This is a genomic window from Agrobacterium sp. LMR679 (assembly GCF_027157905.1).
GTDB classification, from domain to species: Bacteria; Pseudomonadota; Alphaproteobacteria; order Rhizobiales; family Rhizobiaceae; genus Agrobacterium; species Agrobacterium leguminum.
Genome location: NZ_JAPVOJ010000001.1, coordinates 675,203 through 690,487, shown reverse-complemented (window position 1 = coordinate 690,487; position 15,285 = coordinate 675,203). Strand labels below are relative to the sequence as shown.

Sequence of the window (15,285 nt, the reverse complement as noted above, 5' to 3'; positions counted from 1 at the left end):
TCGCGCTGCCAACAGCATTTCGGTCGTCCGCTGGCGTTGCATAGATCGTCCTGAATCTTGATCTACTTTGAAGTAGGAGATCGTATGTTAGCTGACGGAGGACACCGCATCCAAAGCGTGAGAATCTGACGCACTCCTTAATGACGCGTGTGAATGAATCTCTGCTTTTTCACCTTGAGACACTGCTGCAGTCGTGGCGACTAACGGATAAGGCTCCGCTGAAATACCATCGATTGTACGCAGTTTTGGTATGATGAAATCTGTAAACGCGCGAACGACCGGCCGCATGAACTTGGTTGACGGATAGGTGAGCGAAACCTCTGTCGGTTTGACCACATATTTGGGCAATACGCGCACTAAACGGCCGCTGCGAAGTTCTTCATTCACCAGATTGACCTGCACAGGACCGATCCCGCGGCCGGAAAGGAGGCTGTTGATCAAAACATGGGCATTGTTTGTTTTCAAAGTCGGCTTTACCGGCACCTCAATTCCGCGTTCGCTTCCATCGGAAAGAGAAAGCATGTTTCTCGGAGAAATAATGGCCGATGTGGTAATAAGATCGACCTCCGCGAGTTGGCTTAGCGCAGTAATCCTACCGTTTTTCTTCAAAAATTCGGGCGACGCGACAAGGATTCTCTGAATCCAACCGATACGCCTCGCAATCACGTCCTGAGCGTCGATTTTTCCATAACGAACCGCTATGTCAAAGTTCTCATATATCAGGTCGACAGTCCTATTATCCAGAACCAGTTCGGCGCTGATATTGGGATGCTGATCCTGAAACTCCATTAACATTCCGTGAAGATGCTGAGTGCCTAGACACGAAGGAGCATGAATCCGGAGCGTTCCTTCGACTTCTCCCATATTGAGACGCACCCCTTCAAGGGCGGCATCGATCGAAGCCAGAGCGTGGCGGCTGGCTTCGTAAAGCGCCATGCCTTGCGCTGTAGGCCGAACATTTTTCGAGGATCTTTCGAGCAGTCGGGCGTTAACGTGACGCTCAAGATTACGGAGGTGTTTCGTGACGGCAGGCTGAGAAATTGCAAGGTCGCGTGCTGCGCCCGTTATAGATCCTCGCTCCACCGTCCTGACAAATGCTTTCAATGCTGAATTTATATCCATTCATAACTCTCCGTTATGACAGCAATGCCATCATAATGTATCGACGGACGAGGAGCAATCCTACTAACTGACTATCGAAGCAATGGACTCAGATAGCTGCGGGTGAACTATGATCGGCACGCGGACGGAAAAACTTGCAATCGACGCCCAACAGGCGGCGATAAGACCTATACCGCCTTATCCGGGCGAGTTTTGCAACCGCCTGTCGGGCCGGGTGAAAAAACCTTTAGGTGAGCCGTTCGGATTGAGCAATTTCGGAGTGAATTTGACTGTTCTCCCACCGGGAGGGCACAGTTCTTTGCACCACCGCCATACGCATGATCAGGAATTCATTTATGTGCTCGAAGGCACTCCCACCCTAGTAAGCGACGAGGGGGAAATCGAGTTGAAGCCCGGCATGTGTGCTGGTTTTCTGCCGAACGGAGCAGCCCACCACTTGGAGAATCGTGCGAAACTTCCTGCAATGATCATTGAGGTGGGAGACAGAAACAAGAATGACGAAGTTGAATATCCTCTCGACGATATCGCAATACGATTCCAGTCCGACGGCAGTTACGCCTTCTATACCAAAGATGGCCTCCCTTATTGAGTCCCATATGGAGACAGATTGGCAACTTATACGGGATTATGATCTGCCAGGTTCTGCCGGTGCAACTGATATTTTTCTTTGCGAAATTTCCGGAAATTGGGACCGAGACGCTTTATCCACCGAAGAACTTGAACGAGCAGCACGACTGCACCCGCCTGTCGCTCATCAGTTTCTTGCCGCCCGAACGTGCTTGCGGCACATACTTTCACGAAAAATCGGGACACCACCATCAAGAATCGACATTCGAATAGCAGATAGTGGCAAGCCGATGCTTTGCGGACAGGATGCCATCAATTTTAGCTTGTCGCACAGCGGTCGTTTTATTCTGATCGGGATGTCTAATGGGAACTCGATTGGCGTCGATATCCAGGACACGGCGGCGCGGCTACATGTTGAGGCAGATGATCTGGTGCTTTCCGAACGCGAACTTCGCACGCATGGAAAGCATGAGCAGGGTCTGCTTTTCACTCTATGGGCCAAGAAGGAGGCCGCGTTTAAGCTTTCAGCAGATGGCTCTTTTGATCCCCGACGAATTGAAATCCTTTCAGGCCCACGGTGGCCTTGCGAAATTGCAGAAATCAAGACTGCGAGCCAGTACAAGAGATATCCGGTTTTTCAGCTTCCCGCGATCGATGGTTATGCCCTCGCAGTGGCTATCACAGAATTTTGGCAACCCTTGCGCTTCTGGAGAGGTAACCTGCAGCAATACATAAAACTGTCACGGCAGAAGTCAATCTAAGGCGCCATACGTCCATTCAAACACACATAAAATGCTCTAACTTGTTGAAGATACGCATTGTGCTTTCCAAAAAAAGCGTTTCTGGTTTTTGAACCGATACCATAGGCAGAAAAACAGGTCCGGTTGCTATCAAAACGAGGCTTTCTAACTATGCGACCGATCCTCAACTACGTCCAACTCATGCAGCTTCGTCAGGCGCTGATTATCGCCGAGGAAGGGAGCTTCATTCGCGCCGGGAAGAGACTGAACACTCATTATTCTCAAGTTAGCCGGAAGATCCGAGCGCTGGAAGAATCGGTTGGTATCAGCATATTTACCCGCAGGGGTAATGGCGTGACGCCAACCCCAGAAGGGGCGGATTTTCTGCACGGAATTCGCCGTGTGATTACTGATCTTGAAAGCGTTCTAAGCTTGGCCAATACAGCGCGGACAGGAACGAGCGGGAGGCTTTCGATTGGCTTTTATATTTCAATGTTAGATGGTGAACTTTGCGATATCGTCAAACAGTTTATCGGCCTCTATCCTGAAATCTCCCTCCAGTTTCTGGAGGCGCCACGGTCTGATCTTGCGGTAGCCTTAAACAATAATGCGATTGACGTGAAAATTTCGACGTCACAGGCTGGTGCGGGCGATTCCTGCCTACCGTTGTGGCGTGAGCGCGTCCTTGTGGCCCTTCCGATCGATCACCCTCTGGTAGTGAAATCGACTATTAGTTGGGAGGATTTCGCTACGGAGAAAATCATTCTTCGTCGCCATGAGCCAGGGAATGAGCTGCGGGACCTGCTACGTTCGAATGTCGGTGAAGCTCCGGAGATGCAGATTGTCCACCATGATGTGGGACGAGATTCGCTGCTCGGGCTTGTCCGAAAAGGCGATGGCGTCGCACTTGTTTATGAGACAGACACCGGCATTGTCCATTCGGAGATCGCTTATCGGGAAATCCAAGCAAATGGACACGTGGCGCGAGTTCATTACCTTGCTCATTGGCGCTCCGACAACACAAACCCAGTGTTGAAGCGCTTTATTCATTTGCTCCACGAACGCTATATCTTTGGAGGACACGACAAACAATGAGGTAATCAGGTCTCGGTTTTATCGGATCGCTTCGCTTTCCTGAACCCCTTGTCAGTCGCCATAAAACGCTGCAACATTGCGGTAACGAGCTTCCCTGGATCGGGCGGTGTGGCGTCGTCACCGGCAATATGAGCCAAAATCTGCATACGCCTGCAAATCCCGAAACACCACAGCCGGAAGCTCGACAGTGATCTTCACCGGCCGATCATCGGGGATCGCGGATACCTTTAGTTTGGTCATTTATCCTCCTTCGCCGCGTCCCACGCCTGCATGACCAGATCGTGCTGAATAACCACACGCATGGGGAAACCGGGCCGGATGGTAAGCGTCGGCTGGATATTGAGTTGGCGGCGCACGATCTGCTGGCCGATGTCGGAAGCCGTGTCCTGCGCGCTTTCACGGATCGCCCTGGCGATTTCGTTCTCGTCATTGCTGGAGCCGATCTCGGTTCCCATGCCAAGCAGCGTGGACAGGGCGGCGGCCTTGAACAGTTGGCCCCAATGGTAATCGACGCCATCCTCAAGACCGGAATAGCCTTGGGGATCGGCACCCTGAAGGCGTTCGAGCATGATGGATGTGCCGTCCGGCATGATGAGCCTGTTCCAAACCAGAAGCACACGGCTCTGGCCGAAGGCGACCTGGCTGTCATACTGGCCGATCAGGCGGGAACCTTGCGGAATCAGAAGATGGCTCCCGGTCGGGCTGTCATAAACGTGCGCCGTGACCTGCGCCGTGATCTGGCCGGGAAGATCGGACTTGATGCCGGTCATCAACGCGGCGGCGATTACGGTGCCGGCCTGCACGATATAGGCAGATGCTTTTTCCTGCACGCGGTCAGCGCTGACGGAGCGGCGGTCGGTTTCGGCGTTGACGAAGGCAAGCTTGCGATCCTGCATGTTCTGCGTGGAACCGGAGTCGAGCGGCGGCGTTTCGGCAGGTAGGTTGAGGCCGGAGCCTGTTGCTGTCGCCGCCGTTGCGGATGCAACCTGCTGATTGCCGGTCGTCCGCTCTCCACGGCTATCGGTAAACAGCTTCGCCAACCGCGCCGCCTCGATCTCTGCTAGGCGGCGCTGCTCTTCGGGATCGACACGCGGCGTCTGGATGTTTGGCGCGGCAACAGGCTTGCCCTGTTCCTGCGCCCGCAGGATCGGGCGGCCAAGGTCGCCGGGAAGCGCGGGGCCGAGTTTAGGAATGTTGGTGTAATCTTTCGGCAACCCGGCCAGCCCATCGGCAGGCGTCTTGTTGTCCACGTTATAGAGTTCCGTCGCGGACTGGTTGCCGCGCCGGCTGGTGTCGAGCGCCCAGAACAGGGCAGCGGCAATGGCGATGCCCGCCACGCCGCCGGCTCCGATCAGAACCTTGCGGGAAAGCCGCGTGACGCGCGGCGGTTCTGGTCGCAGGCGCAATTGCGCGGCAATATCCGCGTCCGGTGATTTCGCTGCCTCGGTCATCGGTCGCTGCTCCGTGAGAAGAGCGCCGTGCGCTTCGCGGTCGCCGGACGGCCATCGGTGCGGACGATGCGAACGCGCTTCTGCGTATCCTTGGCGCCAAGCCGCAATTCCGCGGCGGCAAACAGCCGATCCACGACATAGTAGTTCTGGCGGGCGCGATAGTTCACCAGTTCGGAATTGCCCGATCCGCCAATGACGAAGAGCGGCGGCATTTCTCCCTGTCCGATACCGGATGGAAACTCGATATAGACTTTCGCGCCATCGTCGAAGGCGCGCAACGGCCGCCAGGGCGCTGCATCGCCCTCGATGCGGTAGCGGAAGTTGATCTTCGATATGTCCACACCGGACGCGACAGGCTGGGTTTCCGCCGCTTTCGCATTCTGGCGGCGCAGGGCAATGAGTTGGTCGGCCGGATATTGCCAAGAGACGGATGCCATGTAGGTCTTTTCCGTCGAGCGCAGTTCCAGGTGATAGGTGCGCAGGTTGGTGTTGATGACAAGATTGGTCTGAAGATCCGGCCGGGTCGGCTTCACGAGGATATGGACCTGTTTGGTGGCACCTGTCCCGCTCTCGGTATCGCCGATGATCCAGCGCACCGTGTCGCCGGCAGCAACCGGGCCGGAACCGACAAGGGTTTCTCCCGGCTGAAGGGCAATATCCGTCACCTGACCGGGGGCCGCATAGACCTGATAGAGCGCGCCGAGCGCGAAGGGATAGACCTGCACGGCGTTGATGAATCCGTCACGGACGGGCTGCATACGCGCCGCTTCATTGGCCGCACTGATCCGGGCCTTCGGGTCGGCCGCTTCGGCGGTCTTCTTGCCGCCATCGACAGGCTTCAACTGTCCGGGCAGCGGCAGAGTTTTGGGAACCTCGACTACCTTTACCGGCGCGACCGGATCGGCCCTGAGCATGGCGGGAGCCGCGTCGTCATAATCGATTTCCGGCGGGATATACTTCTTGGCGCAACCGGCCAGCACGGTTGCCGATACCAGAGCCAGAACCATTGCCGACGCGAAACGCGACCTTACACGCGATACCTTCCTTCTCATTGCCCCATTTCCTTCGACCAGTTTATTGCGTTGACATAGACGCCGAGCGGATTGGCCCGGAGTTTTTCGGCGGTGCGCGCCTGCTGGATCACAACCGTCAGAATGGCCGTCCAGCGTTCGGTGCCGGAAAGCTGGCCGTTCTCGTAGGAACGCTCCACCCATGCGATGCGGAACGAATCCGGAGAGGCGCGGATAACGCTGGAAATCTCCACCGAGATTTGCGTCTTTCCGACTTTGGTGAACGGGTCGTTCGCCCGCGCATAATCGTTGAGCGCGATCGCGCCGCGATCCGTGGCGAACTCGTAGGCGCGAAGCCAGTTCTGCCGGACAATGACCGCATCGGCAGGTATGGACCGGACCTGCTCGATGAAGCGGGCAAGGTGCCATGCGATCTGCGGGTCGGTCGGCCGGTAATCGGCCACGGCGGGCGCAGTAGCTTGCGCCTCGCCGAATTTATCGATCTGCACCACCCACGGAACCACCGCGCCGCGCGTCGATTGCCAGACAAGGGCAGAAGCGAAGCCTCCGGCGAGGAAGAGAGAACCGAAGGCCATGAGCCGCCAGTTCTTCGCCTGCACGCGGGCCGAGCCGATCCGTTCGTCCCATGCCTGTCCGGCGCGCTGATAGGGCGTTTCGGGTTCTGGCGTGCGGGCATAGCGCACGGAAGGACGCTTGAAGATATTCATTTGCTGTCATCCTGATTGAGAGAGACGGACATGGAGCCGCCGCCGTGATCGCCGGAACGAACCGTGTGCGCGGCGGTATTGATGCCGTGGTGAATGGTGCTGTTGCGCTTCATCCGCTGCGCCCAATCGGGTGCGGATGACGGCGGAGAAATGTCGGAACCGGAAACGGCCTTGGCGGGCTGCGACGCCGCATAGTCCGGATCATTGGCGGCCTCGCCACCAGCGCCGCCCGGATTGACGTCGTTCTTGCCGCCGGTTGCTTTCCACGCGGCGGCCTGTCCGGAACGATAGCTGGAGCGCATGGATTCGCCGGCGCGCGAGGCCGCATCCCTGCCCTTGTTCATGGCAAGGCCGGCTCCTGCATGGGCGACAGCCGCGAAGCCGGCCGCTCCGCCGCCGGTCCCGGTCGATCCCACGGAAGCATCGCCGAGACCGTAGGCTGTCCTGACGCCACCGGCCAAGGCAGCGCCACCGCGCGCGGCTCCGCCGGTTCCGCTTACAGCGGCACCCAAACCGGCCTTTCCGGCCATGAAACCGGCAGCACCGATACCGGCGGCGGCAAGGCCGGTCCCGACCGCCGCACCTGCGCCAAGCTGCGGCGCACCGGAGACAAGACCGGTAGCAATGCCAGTACCGAAGATCGAAAGTCCCATGAGAGCCAGCGCGCCGAGCACCAGAGACAGGGCTTCGCTGATGGTGGGCTGTTCGGAAAAACCTACGGTGAACTCGCTGAACAGGCCGGAACCGATACCGACGATCACGGCCAGAACCAATATCTTCACGCCGGACGCAACGATACTGCCGAGCACCTTTTCCGCAAGGAAGGCGGTCTTGTTGAACAACGCGAATGGAATGAGGACGAAACCCGCGAGCGTCGTCAGCTTGAATTCGATGAGCGTCACGAAAATCTGGATCGCCAGGATGAAGAAGGCGATCAGCACCACGACCCAAGCCACCAGCAGCACGAAGATCTGAATGAAATTCTCGAAGAAGGAAATATAGCCGGTCAATTCGCCCACGGCGGTCAGGATCGGCTCGCCGGCGTCAAGCCCAACCTGCGCCACTCGACCGGGCTGAAGAAGCTCGGAGCCGGACAGGCTGGAACCGCCCGCCTTGAGGCCCAGCCCGGAAAAGCTTTCGAAGACGATCTTGGCGAGGTTGTTGAAGTTGCCGATGACGAAAGAGAAGAAGCCGATATAGAGGGTCTTCTTCACGAGCCGCTGGACAATGTCCTCGTCGGCGCCCCACGCCCAGAACAGGCCGGCGAGCACAATATCGATGACGATCAGCGTCGAGGTCAGGAAGGCAACTTCGCCGGACAACAGGCCGAAACCGCTGTCGATATAGCTGGTGAAGGTCTCAAGGAAACGGTCGATAACGCCGACATTATTCATGCGCGGTCTCCCCGCTCGCCTTAGGCGGCGTCGGCCGATCCGGCTTGTTCACGCGGAAAAAGCGGCGGCGGTTCTCCGCCCATGCCTTGCGGCAGGCTACGTCTTCGAGCGCCGCCGTGCCAAGGTCGCGGCAACGACCAAGCTCGCTTTTACTAGAAGGATCACCGCCCGAACGCTCGATGCGGGGGCGTCGGCATCGGGCCGGTCTTCATCGTCATGCAGGGCCGTGATTGCGGCGGTCAGCCCTGCACCGATTGCGAAGACGGCGATCATCCGGGCGGCGATCTTTGTGTCCATCTTCCGAAACTCCTCAATCGTGGAACATACGGACGGTGGACGAACTGTAGGCTGTGCCGCTCATGAAGCGGGAAAACTGCTCGCGGGCCTGCTCCTGTGCGGCGGCCTGTCTTGCCTGTTCGAGAGCGGTGGCGCGGCCCTGCGCGGCCAGCATGGCGGTCAGGTCGGAAATCTGCTTGGCCTGCACGGCGAGGAGCTGGTTGCCGGCCTGCGTCGCCTGAAGCAGGCCGACGGCCGACTGGCTGGCGCTGACAAGCTCGCTGGTCTGTTCCTGCGTGCCTTCGATATTCTCGACCGTAACCGCTCCGGCCTTCAGCGAATGCTCAAAGGCCGATACCGATTGCTGCCAACGCTGCTGCGCCGAAGAGACCAGTTGCGATGCTGTGCGGTCGCCGGAAGCAAAATCGCGATAAGTGGCGTTGAACTGCGTCTCGATATTCTGGACATTGTAGGCGAGTTGGTCCGCCTCATTGAGAAGCGACTTCATCTCGGAGAAGTTGCCTTCGATCTGCGAGAGCAAGGAGGTCGGCAGGCTGGTGAGGTTCCTCGCCTGGTTGATGAGCATCTGCGCCTCGTTGGCGAGGGACGTCACCTGATTGTTAATCTGTTCCAGCGCGCGCGCAGCCGAAAGAAGGTTCTGCGAATAGTTCGTCGGGTCATAGACGATCAGCGCCGAGGCCGGTTGAGCCGTGAGGGGCAGGATGACCAGTTGCAGGGAAACCGACAGCAGGATGGCGGATGCGCTGACGACGCAGGCCATGACACGGGCACGCGGGGAACGAGCGGTATGCCTCATAGTGGGAACTCCTCTTCGGACGACGGGGAAACAGAGAGCGGTTGACCATTCCTTACGGCGGACTGGTCGATGACATTGGTGAGGTCGGGGATAAGATCGGTCGCCCAGCGAAGCTCGTTGGCCTCAAGCCATGCTTCTAGGAAATACGGCTTCGCGCCGTCCTTCATGAGCGCGTCGATGAGGGCATGGGCGGCCTTGTCGGACGCAGCGCAAAGCGTGAGCGCGATGTGGCCAAGGCCAAGCTCGAAAAGGCGGTTGCCGCGTCGGGACTGGCAGTAATAATCCCGCTTCGGTGTGGCGCGGGCGACGATTTCGATCTGTCTGTCATTGAGGCCGAATTGCCGATAGATGGATGAGATTTGAGGTTCGATGGCCCGTTCGTTAGCGAGGAAGATGCGGGTCGGGCAGCTTTCGACAATGACCGGCGCGATCGGAGAGGCTTCGATGTCGGCCAGCGACTGCGAGGAAAAGACGACGGAGACATTCTTCTTGCGCAGCGTCTTCAGCCATTCCTTGATTTTTTGCGCAAATCCGCCGTCGTCCAGCGCCCGCCAGCCCTCGTCAATGATGAGAAGTGAAGGGCGACCGTCGAAACGGGATTCGATACGATGGAAGAGATAGGACAGCACGGCAGGAGCCGCCCCGGTCCCGATCAGCCCTTCGGTCTCGAAGGCTTGCACCGAGGCGGAACCAAGCCACTCCATCTCAGCGTCGAGCAACCGGCCATAGGGACCGCCGATGCAATACGGGCGAAGCGCCTGCTTGAGGCTGTTTGATTGCAGCAATGCGGCAAGTCCGGAAATGGTCCTCTCCACGACAGGCGCGGATGCCAGAGACGTGAGCGCCGTCCAGAGGTGTTCCTTGACATCCGGCGTGATTTCCACGCCTTCGCGGACCAGAATGTCCACCAGCCAGTCGGCCGCCCATGCCCGTTCCGGCGTGTCATGGATACCGGCGAGCGGCTGGAGCGACACGGTGTTGAGGAGCGATGTATCGTCGGAGAGCGAGCCGCCCAAATCCTGCCAGTCGCCGCGCATTGCCAATGTCGCCGCGCGGATAGAACCGCCGAAGTCGAACGCATAGACCTGGGCATTCGCATAGCGCCGGAACTGCAAGGCCATCAGCGCCAGCAGGACCGACTTGCCGGCACCTGTCGGGCCGACGATCACGGTATGCCCAACGTCGCCGACGTGCAACGCGAAGCGGAACGGCGTTGCGCCTTCGGTCTTGGCATAGAACAGCGGCGGCGCGTCGAGATGTTCGTCCTTCTCCGGGCCGGCCCAGACCGCCGAGAGCGGCATCATGTGGGCCAGATTGAGCGTGCTGATCGGCGGTAGCCGGACATTGGCATAGACATGGCCGGGAATGCCGCCCATCCATGCCTCGATCGCATTCACCGTCTCCACGATAGCCGTGAAGTCGTGGGACTGGATGACCTTTTCGGCGAGACGCAGCTTCTCGTCGGCGATGCGCGGATCGGCATCCCAGACGGTGACGGTCGCGGTCACATAGGCTTCGCCGACCTGATCGGAGCCGAGATCCTGCAAGGCCGCGTCAGCATCGGCCGCCTTGTTGGCGGCATCCGAATCCAGAAGGATGGATTGCTCGTTGGTCAGCACTTCCTTGAGGATCGCGGCGACCGACTTCCGCTTGGCGAACCATTGCCGCCTGATCTTCGTCACTAGCCGGGTCGCTTCTAGCTTGTCGAGCATGATCGCCCGCGTGGACCAGCGATAGGGAAAGGCGATCCTGTTGAGGTCGTCGAGAATACCGGGAAGGGTTACGGTCGGGAAACCGATCACGGTCAGGGTGCGAAGATGGAAATCGCCCAGTCTTGGCTCCAGCCCACCGGCAAGCGGCTGATCGGCCAAAAGCGCGTCGAGGTACATCGGCGTTTCCGGAACGCGAACCTTATGGCGTTTCGTGGAAACGGTGGAATGCAGATAGGTGAGCGTATCGGCATCATTGAGCCACGCCGCTTCCGGCACAAATCCTTCGACCAGGTTCAACACCCTGTCGGTGCGGTCGATGAAGCCTTTCAATAGTTCGCGCGGATCGATGCCGGAGCGTTCGCGGCCCTCGTAAAGCCAGCCTTCCATGCGCGAGGCTTCTTGAGCCGGCGGCAGCCAGACGAAGGTGAGATAATAGCTGCTCTCGTAGAGCAACCCGGATTCTTCAAACTGTTCGCGGCGTTCAATATCGAGAAGCGCGGAAGCACTGTCGGCAAACAGGCTTGTCGGATATTCGGTGGCCGGGTTGCGCTGCGCTTCCATGAAGATCGCCCAGCCTGAGCCGAGACGCCGTAGCGCGCCATTGAGCCGCGCCGTGGTGCCGACCAGTTCGGACGGCGTGGCGCTGTCGAGATCGGGACCACGGAAACGGGCCGTGCGCTGGAAACTGCCGTCCTTGTTCAGAACGACACCCGGTGCGATCAGCGCCGCCCACGGCAGGAAGTCGGAAAGCGCCGCATTCTTCTTTCGGTATTCGGAGAGATTGAGCATTGGCGGTCTTCCCCTCAAACGGCCATATGTGCGGGATAGCGCAGGTGACGGCGGCCGACGTCCACGAATTGCGCGTCGCGCCGTGCCGCCCAAACGGCTGCGAAATGGCCGATCGCCCATATCACCAGACCGGCAATCCAGAGACGAAGGCCGAGGCCCACGGCCCCTGCCAGTGTGCCGTTGACGATGGCCACGGCACGGGGAGCACCGCCGAGCAATATCTGCTCGGTCAGCGCCCGGTGGACCGGCGCAAAGAAGCCGCGCACTTCTTCCTGTTCGGTAGAGAGCACCGTCATGCGATCAGCGCTCCGCCGCCGAAGGAGAAGAAGGACAGGAAGAAACTCGACGCGGCGAAGGCAATCGAGAGACCAAATACGATCTGGATCAGCTTGCGGAAGCCACCGCCGGTATCGCCGAATGCGAGCGCGAGGCCGGTGGCGATGATTATGATAACGGCGATGATCTTCGCGACCGGGCCTTCGATGCTCTCCAGAATCTGTTGCAGCGGTTCTTCCCACGGCATCGAGGAGCCGGAAGCGTGGGCGGGTGCAGCCATCAGCAGCGTGACGGACACAAGCACTGTCGTTTGCGCAAGACGTGTGCGGAGACGGCGAAGGATAGAAGGTTCGGACGGGGCAAACGTGTTCATGCGTCTTTTCCTTTCGGGAGCGGTTGACGGTCAGCGGAAAGTTGAGCGGACAAGGTGCGGTAATCGCCGGTGACAGGATCGATCCCGTCCACGAGGGCGATTTCGGAAAGGCGGCGGGCGGAGCCGCGGCCGGAAAGGACGGCGATCACATCGATGGTGTCGGCGATCAGCGCACGCGGGACCGAGATAACGACTTCCTGCACGAGCTGTTCGAGCCGCCGAAGCGCGCCGATGGCCGTATTGGCGTGGATCGTGCCGACCCCGCCCGGATGCCCCGTTCCCCACGCCTTCAGGAGATCGAGCGCTTCCGCGCCGCGCACCTCACCGACAGGGATGCGGTCAGGACGTAAACGAAGTGACGACTTCACCAGATCGGACAGTGAAGCCACGCCGTCCTTGGTCCGCATGGCGACAAGGTTTTGGGCCGCGCATTGCAGTTCCCGCGTATCCTCGATCAGCACTACACGGTCGGATGTTTTGGCGACTTCCGACAAAAGGGCGTTGGTAAGCGTGGTCTTTCCGGTGCTGGTGCCGCCCGCGACCAGAATGTTCTTCCGCTTCTCGACGGCGATGCGCAGCACGTCAGCCTGTTGCTGCGTCATGATCCCGCCCGCCACATAATCCGACAGGGTGAACACGGCGACGGCCGGTTTGCGGATCGCGAAGGCCGCCGCCGTGACAACGGGCGGCAACAGACCCTCGAACCGCTCGCCCGTTTCCGGCAGTTCGGCCGAGACGCGGGGATTGCCTGCATGGACTTCCGCACCGACATGGTGCGCGACCAACCGCACGATGCGCTCACCGTCTTCCGGCGACAGAACCTCGCCGGTATCGGCAAGCCCTTCCTTCAGACGGTCCACCCAAAGCCGACCGTCCGGGTTCAGCATCACCTCGACAACGGCGGGGTCTTCGAGATAGTGGACGACCGACGCTCCAAGCGCCGTGCGCAGCATCCGCACGCTGCGAGAGATCACCTCCCGGTCATGATGGTGATGATGTGCCACGATGGTCCCTGTTTCTCGCGGCGAGGTTTCTCGTGCCGCTAACGGGGATGATTAGAAGAGACAGGAAACCGCCTTTTGCAACAAGGGAAAGGTGCTAATCGCGCTCCGACCTACAAAGACAGGCGATTTTCGCTCTTCTCCTAAAGTGAGTTCTGTTGTTGCCATTGCAGGTGGTATTCTTCTCCGCAATTTGGAGAGCGAATCATGAAGATTACAGGCTTTGAGAAGTTGAACCGCCAGCTTGAGGATCCGGACCTTCGATGACATCATGGAACGTCGCCGTGATCCGTACTTCGAGCGGGATGAGTATCACGGCCGGTTGCGTCATTGGACACATCCGGCAGCCTTCTTCACCGCCTTAGGAGAATTCCGGGGTTTTGTTGGCGCGCAGATCGCGATGCTGTCGGCCCTCTACACGGTCGATGCGCATGGTGATTTGGTGCGTATCCTGCCGCATTGACATTGGCGTCGGTGATGTCGAGGACACGTGGGCAATCGGCATTGGGATCATAGGCGATATGCAGCTTCATGCCACGGATGCGGCCGTTCGACTTGGCCCAGTCGTAGAGCTTGCCGAGCGGGATGGGGGTTGAATCGATCAGCCGCAGCATTGCTGTGCCCTCACGGCGCATTTTGCGGCCGAGCTGGCCGGCCAGCAGCGCGAATGTCTCGGCAAAGACGTCGTGCACGGCGGCGAGGGTGTTCTCCCTCAGCGGGAATTCGACGCGCAGACCTTCGATTTCGAAAACCGGCTCCATGTCAGTGGCCTCGAACTCTCTTATTTGTAGGCCCGAGCGGGCCTGCAAAGTCCCCGTGGCGCGAGTTCGCCGAGTTCTGCGTCCGCGGCCGCTCTATAGGCCGCCGACCACTTCGCCGGACGCCGGCTCGATCCCGAAACGGACCTTTAGCACAACCGGGCGCGGGTTCCCGGTCCCCACCGTGTCTCACTCAAAACGCGCAGCCATTTTGACGGCCTCCCGCCATAGCTGAAATTGCCAGCGATAGATATCTTTGAGCAGTGACCGAATCAATCATGGCCGCTGCTCATGTGCTCGGGCGAAAGGGGGACTATGCTTTCAATTGTGCCGCCGGCGTGGGGGCCTCAGCTTCACGCCTCTTCCGGCAGCGTAACAAGGACACGGATTGGGCCGCATGCGATCGAATTTACGAGCAAGGTCCACTATGCCATCCTCATGTTGATCCCGCAGCCAGAGCGGATCATGACACTCAACAGCGACCGCCGCCGGCTGTTCGGTGCACCTGCTGGAACGCTTGAATTGGTCCCGGCTAATGCGGAGCTGTTCGCGGAGTGGCGGCAACCGAAGGAAAACCTTCTTTTGGCACTGGCGCCGGAACGCTTCCAACAGTTGGCGATAGCGGAATATGACGACGACAGGATCGATTTCGCCTTGCCGCGCTCAGGCCAAGTCGATGGGGATGCCCACAGGATTGCCAAGCTCATAGAAGCCGAGTTCCGCCACACACGAAACGGCTCTGTCAACGAGATCTATCTGGACTCCTTGCTGACGGTATTTGCGACACATCTGCTCAGACGGTACGCCGGTGCGCGTTCGAGGTTTCGCGGCGCAAAGCAGGGCGGGATGAGCGTCCACACGTTGAAGCGCGTGGACGATTTCATTCGCGCCAACATTAGCCGGAAGATCAGCGTTGCTGACCTGGCTGCTGTTGCGTGCCTATCTCCCAGCCATTTCAACAGGGCATTTCGAGAAACAACGGGGCAGGCTCCCTATCATTATATAACGACGCTTCGGCTGCGCCTCGTCGAGGATCTGGCAAAACAGCAGCTTCTGACATTCGGTGAAATCGCCCCCATCGCAGGATTTGCCACGCAAAGTCAGATGACCGCGATGATGCAACGCTATTGGGGTCTCACACCCAGCGATATCCGCCGCAATCGGAAGAGTTGAGCC

General features: G+C 59.1%; 16 protein-coding genes and 2 pseudogenes. 4 read left to right on the top strand and 14 right to left on the bottom strand.

Annotated features, from left to right (window positions below; genetic code table 11):
• Window positions 1–87: 87 nt before the first annotated feature.
• Window positions 88–1,122: a LysR family transcriptional regulator gene (locus O3W47_RS03230; protein WP_269312962.1), complete on the bottom strand. Its 1,035-nt coding sequence runs from the start codon at window positions 1,120–1,122 to the stop codon at window positions 88–90.
• Between the two features lie 109 nt (window positions 1,123–1,231).
• On the opposite strand from O3W47_RS03230, the gene O3W47_RS03225 reads away from it, so the two are divergent.
• The 3 genes from O3W47_RS03225 (at window position 1,232) to O3W47_RS03215 (ending at window position 3,524) form a co-directional block, all read left to right on the top strand.
• Window positions 1,232–1,711: a cupin domain-containing protein gene (locus O3W47_RS03225; protein WP_269312961.1), complete on the top strand. Its 480-nt coding sequence runs from the start codon at window positions 1,232–1,234 to the stop codon at window positions 1,709–1,711.
• A 7-nt stretch (window positions 1,712–1,718) separates the two neighbouring features.
• On the top strand, window positions 1,719–2,450 hold the full coding sequence (locus O3W47_RS03220) for a 4'-phosphopantetheinyl transferase family protein (protein WP_269312960.1): 732 nt from the start codon (window positions 1,719–1,721) through the stop codon (window positions 2,448–2,450).
• 150 nt (window positions 2,451–2,600) lie between these two features.
• A complete protein-coding gene (locus O3W47_RS03215; protein WP_269312959.1) occupies window positions 2,601–3,524 on the top strand; it encodes a LysR family transcriptional regulator in 924 nt (307 codons plus the stop codon).
• Between the two features lie 5 nt (window positions 3,525–3,529).
• Here the strand turns inward: O3W47_RS03215 and O3W47_RS03210 are convergent.
• The 13 genes and pseudogenes from O3W47_RS03210 to O3W47_RS03150 form a co-directional block, all read right to left on the bottom strand.
• A pseudogene (locus tag O3W47_RS03210) lies at window positions 3,530–3,764 on the bottom strand (DUF2274 domain-containing protein).
• Window positions 3,761–4,975, bottom strand: a complete 1,215-nt coding sequence (locus O3W47_RS03205) for a TrbI/VirB10 family protein (RefSeq protein ID WP_269312958.1) — start codon at window positions 4,973–4,975, stop codon at window positions 3,761–3,763. Before O3W47_RS03205 ends, O3W47_RS03210 begins: the two are co-directional and overlap by 4 nt.
• Complete coding sequence (trbG, locus tag O3W47_RS03200; protein WP_442864612.1) at window positions 4,972–5,982, bottom strand: P-type conjugative transfer protein TrbG; 1,011 nt, start codon at window positions 5,980–5,982, stop codon at window positions 4,972–4,974. Before trbG ends, O3W47_RS03205 begins: the two co-directional genes overlap by 4 nt.
• Window positions 5,983–6,023: 41 nt before the next feature.
• The gene (trbF, locus tag O3W47_RS03195) at window positions 6,024–6,713 is read right to left on the bottom strand and encodes a conjugal transfer protein TrbF (protein WP_269312956.1); all 690 of its coding nucleotides are present in this window, start codon (window positions 6,711–6,713) and stop codon (window positions 6,024–6,026) included.
• The gene (gene trbL, locus O3W47_RS03190; protein ID WP_269312955.1) at window positions 6,710–8,107 is read right to left on the bottom strand and encodes a P-type conjugative transfer protein TrbL; all 1,398 of its coding nucleotides are present in this window, start codon (window positions 8,105–8,107) and stop codon (window positions 6,710–6,712) included. Before trbL ends, trbF begins: the two co-directional genes overlap by 4 nt.
• Complete coding sequence (trbK-alt, locus tag O3W47_RS03185; RefSeq protein ID WP_269313706.1) at window positions 8,100–8,288, bottom strand: putative entry exclusion protein TrbK-alt; 189 nt, start codon at window positions 8,286–8,288, stop codon at window positions 8,100–8,102. Before trbK-alt ends, trbL begins: the two co-directional genes overlap by 8 nt.
• Window positions 8,204–8,404 carry a hypothetical protein gene (locus O3W47_RS03180; RefSeq protein ID WP_269312954.1) on the bottom strand — a complete coding sequence of 67 codons (201 nt, stop codon included), beginning with the start codon at window positions 8,402–8,404 and terminating at the stop codon, window positions 8,204–8,206. Before O3W47_RS03180 ends, trbK-alt begins: the two co-directional genes overlap by 85 nt.
• A 13-nt stretch (window positions 8,405–8,417) precedes the next feature.
• On the bottom strand, window positions 8,418–9,200 hold the full coding sequence (gene trbJ, locus O3W47_RS03175) for a P-type conjugative transfer protein TrbJ (protein WP_442864603.1): 783 nt from the start codon (window positions 9,198–9,200) through the stop codon (window positions 8,418–8,420).
• Window positions 9,197–11,701, bottom strand: coding sequence for a conjugal transfer protein TrbE (trbE, locus tag O3W47_RS03170; protein WP_269312953.1), 2,505 nt, complete (start codon window positions 11,699–11,701; stop codon window positions 9,197–9,199). The genes trbJ and trbE overlap by 4 nt, the downstream gene beginning before the upstream one ends.
• Before the next feature lie 14 nt (window positions 11,702–11,715).
• Entirely contained in the window at window positions 11,716–11,997 is a 282-nt protein-coding gene (locus O3W47_RS03165; RefSeq protein ID WP_269312952.1) for a VirB3 family type IV secretion system protein, read from the bottom strand.
• Window positions 11,994–12,350 (bottom strand): TrbC/VirB2 family protein, encoded by a 357-nt coding sequence (locus tag O3W47_RS03160; protein ID WP_269312951.1) that lies wholly within the window; start codon window positions 12,348–12,350, stop codon window positions 11,994–11,996. Before O3W47_RS03160 ends, O3W47_RS03165 begins: the two co-directional genes overlap by 4 nt.
• Window positions 12,347–13,303: a P-type conjugative transfer ATPase TrbB gene (trbB, locus tag O3W47_RS03155; protein ID WP_269313704.1), complete on the bottom strand. Its 957-nt coding sequence runs from the start codon at window positions 13,301–13,303 to the stop codon at window positions 12,347–12,349. The genes O3W47_RS03160 and trbB overlap by 4 nt, the downstream gene beginning before the upstream one ends.
• Before the next feature lie 500 nt (window positions 13,304–13,803).
• Window positions 13,804–14,034 (bottom strand): annotated as a pseudogene (locus O3W47_RS03150) (transposase); the annotation flags it as partial.
• 540 nt (window positions 14,035–14,574) lie between these two features.
• On the opposite strand from O3W47_RS03150, the gene O3W47_RS03145 reads away from it, so the two are divergent.
• On the top strand, window positions 14,575–15,282 hold the full coding sequence (locus O3W47_RS03145; protein WP_269312950.1) for a helix-turn-helix domain-containing protein: 708 nt from the start codon (window positions 14,575–14,577) through the stop codon (window positions 15,280–15,282).
• Window positions 15,283–15,285: the final 3 nt, after the last annotated feature.